Source organism: Neisseria sp. P0021.S005, from assembly GCF_051956955.1.
In genome coordinates, this window is record NZ_JBQCWY010000390.1 from 1 (window position 1) to 2,823 (window position 2,823).

A 2,823-nucleotide genomic window follows, 5' to 3' on the forward strand; every position below is an offset into this window, starting at 1 on the left:
CTACCAACTGAGCTATACCGGCAAGGAAGTCGGCATTATGCCGATAAGTTCCCATCTTGGCAAGCATTTTAAAACAAAGTTACTCACGAAATTATAAAAACCAATGATTTTAAAGAAAATTAAATACATGCCTTATCTTGCCATCCAACACGCTCAAAGGCCGTCTGAAAACCGCCCCAGCGCAAAACATCATGGTTTCTGTTAAAATAACGCCTTTCACATCTTTCGTCTGCACACATGCCACCCCGCCATCCTTACCGCCGCCTGCGCCCAGCCAAATCCCATCTGCCCGAAGTCGGTATTTCTGAAGAAGGCAATATCCGTTCCCTGCACTTGGGCAGCGACACCATTCAAAGCTCCATGAATGTCGATCATCCGTCCGAGCTTGTGTTGTCGTACAGCCGCGCCATGATGGGTTGGCTGCTGTTTGCAGAAACCCCGCCCAAACACATCACCCAAATTGGCTTGGGCGGCGGCTCGTTTGCCCGTTGGATAGACAGCTACCTGCCCGATACCAAGCAAACCGCCATTGACATCAATCCGCAAGTCATCGCCGTAGCGCGCAGCCTGTTTGAATTGCCGCACGAAGGCGAACATTTTGAAATTATCGAGGCGGATGGCGCGGAATATATTAAAGTGTTCCGCCACAATACCGATGTAATTTTGGTAGATGGTTTTGACGGCGAACAGATTATCGATGCTTTGGTGGAAGAACCCTTCTTCCAAGACTGCCGCAACGCCCTCTCCCCCGACGGTGTATTTGTGACCAACTGGTGGAGCGGCGATCAGCGTTACCAACGCTTTGTCGAACGCCTGCTCAACGTCTTTGACGGCCGCGTACTCGAGCTGCCTGCAGAAAGCCACGGCAACGTAGCGGTCATGGCATTCCAAAGCAGCCCTAAAGAACAAAATCTCGACAACTTAAAAAAACGCGCCGAAAAATTAAGCGAAAAATACGGCTTGGACTTCAAACGGATGCTTGCTGATTTGAAAGCCAATAATCAAAACAACGGCAAGAATTTTTATCTGTAAACCGCTTCAGACCGTCTGAAAAAACAAACAAGGACACACCCATGCTCAAACCCGATATCATTCAAATTCCCGGCCCGGCCGGTTTGCTGGAAACCATCTACCTGCCAAGCGCACAAGACTCCGCCCGCGGCGTTGCCGTCATCAACCACCCCAATCCCCTGCAAGGCGGCACCAACACCAACAAAGTCATCCAAACCGCTGCCAAAGCCCTCAGCCAACTCGGCTTCCATTGCTACCTGCCCAATTTGCGCGGCGTAGGCAATAGTGAAGGCGAACACGACTACGGCCGCGGCGAAACGCAAGACTGCATTGCCGTTATCGACTACGCCCGCGTGCAACATCCTGACGCGCCGCAATTCGTCCTGGCAGGTTTCTCATTCGGCGGCTACGTTTCCACCTTTGCCGCACAAGCACGCACGCCTGATTTGCTGTTGCTGATGGGCGCCGCCGTCCATCACTACACCGACCGCCCGGAACCATCCGATGTTCCTGATGTCGCCAAAACATTGATGATCCATGGCACGGAAGACGAAGTCGTCGAAATCAACAAAGCCCTGACATGGGCAGAACCACAAGGCCTGCCGGTTGTAACCATTGCCGGTTCGTCCCACTTCTTCCACGGCAAACTCATCGTTTTACGCGATACGATCACACGGTTTGCACCGGCTTTATTAGGCTAAAATCCGGCTACACAATAAAACAAGGCCGTCTGAAAGCTTTTTCAGACGGCCTTGTTTGTATGAAACCTTTATTATCTAAATATCAGGCTCAAGTATTCAGAAATCCATCAAGGATTTTCTACTTAACATATCAATTCTGAGTCAACCAATACTGCAAACCAATCAAAGTCTTACCATCTTTGATTTCATCGTTTACCAATGCATTGCGCACCTCGTCCTTGCTCATCAGGACGGTTTCAGTAATTTCATCTTCATCATTGCTCAATTCGCTACCCAAACGCACGCCTTGCGCTTGGTAGAGATACATTTTCTCATCACAAAAACCAACTGCAGTATAAAAGGAGTACAACAGTTTGACACTGTCGGCGACATATGGCGTTTCTTCTGCCAACTCACGCAAAGCGCATTCGGCAGGATCTTCGTCCGCCACATCCAATTTACCCGCCGGCAATTCCAACGTCGCCTGATCGGCGGCATAACGCCATTGGCGCACCAAAACAACTTTGCCGTCTTCCGTTTCCGCCAACACACACGCAGCACCCGGATGGCGGATCACAACTCGTTGGCTTTCATTGCCGTTGGGTAGGCGAACCCGATCGCGGCTGATGGTAACAAAAGAACCTTCGTAGATTGGCTCGCTGCTTAATTTAGTTTCTTTCAAATCCATTTTTTACCTCATTTCCAAATTATTAAATATTAAAGGCCGTCTGAAATCCTTTTTCAGACGGCATAGATAAGCCCTATTCCCGAGTACGTTCAATCTCAATACCGACCTGCGCCACATCGAGCAAGATACCCGGTTTCACAATACGGACGCGCACTTTGGCCGCACCAAAATCATTTAAAATCAATTGGGCGATATGTTCCGCCAAAGTTTCCAGCAGTAAAAAATCCTGTTCGGCAAGGCTGCGGCGTACAACTTCGCATACTTCACCATAATGGATGGTGTCTCCGATATCGTCGCTCGTGCCGGTACGCTCGGGGACACTGATTTCCAAATCCAAAATCAAAGTCTGTTTACGCTCGCGTTCCCAATCATATACGCCGATTAAAGTATCGGCCTTCATGCCGTACAAAAAGATTTTATCCATTTGCCTGTCCGTTTTTTTGA

General features: G+C 49.3%; 4 protein-coding genes. 2 read left to right on the forward strand and 2 right to left on the reverse strand.

Going from position 1 to position 2,823, the window contains the following annotated elements:
* Nucleotides 1-237: 237 nt before the first annotated feature.
* Nucleotides 238-1,032, forward strand: coding sequence for a polyamine aminopropyltransferase (locus tag ACTHUE_RS14585; protein WP_039862255.1), 795 nt, complete (start codon nucleotides 238-240; stop codon nucleotides 1,030-1,032).
* Nucleotides 1,033-1,073: 41 nt separating this feature from the next.
* Complete coding sequence (locus ACTHUE_RS14590; RefSeq protein ID WP_440423853.1) at nucleotides 1,074-1,712, forward strand: alpha/beta hydrolase; 639 nt, start codon at nucleotides 1,074-1,076, stop codon at nucleotides 1,710-1,712.
* A 130-nt stretch (nucleotides 1,713-1,842) separates the two neighbouring features.
* On the opposite strand, the gene ACTHUE_RS14595 is transcribed toward ACTHUE_RS14590, so the two are convergent.
* Entirely contained in the window at nucleotides 1,843-2,379 is a 537-nt protein-coding gene (locus ACTHUE_RS14595; RefSeq protein ID WP_070459909.1) for an NUDIX hydrolase, read from the reverse strand.
* A gap of 73 nt (nucleotides 2,380-2,452) precedes the next feature.
* Complete coding sequence (gene folB / locus ACTHUE_RS14600) at nucleotides 2,453-2,803, reverse strand: dihydroneopterin aldolase (RefSeq protein WP_070459906.1); 351 nt, start codon at nucleotides 2,801-2,803, stop codon at nucleotides 2,453-2,455.
* Between the last annotated feature and the right edge of the window lie 20 nt (nucleotides 2,804-2,823).

Coding starts and splice junctions, on each gene's coding strand:
- ACTHUE_RS14590 (WP_440423853.1), top strand. CDS start 1,074: ATGCTCAAACCCGATATCATTCAAATTCCCGGCCCGGCCGGTTTGCTG.
- ACTHUE_RS14595 (WP_070459909.1), bottom strand. CDS start 2,379: ATGGATTTGAAAGAAACTAAATTAAGCAGCGAGCCAATCTACGAAGGT.
- ACTHUE_RS14585 (WP_039862255.1), top strand. CDS start 238: ATGCCACCCCGCCATCCTTACCGCCGCCTGCGCCCAGCCAAATCCCAT.
- folB (WP_070459906.1), bottom strand. CDS start 2,803: ATGGATAAAATCTTTTTGTACGGCATGAAGGCCGATACTTTAATCGGC.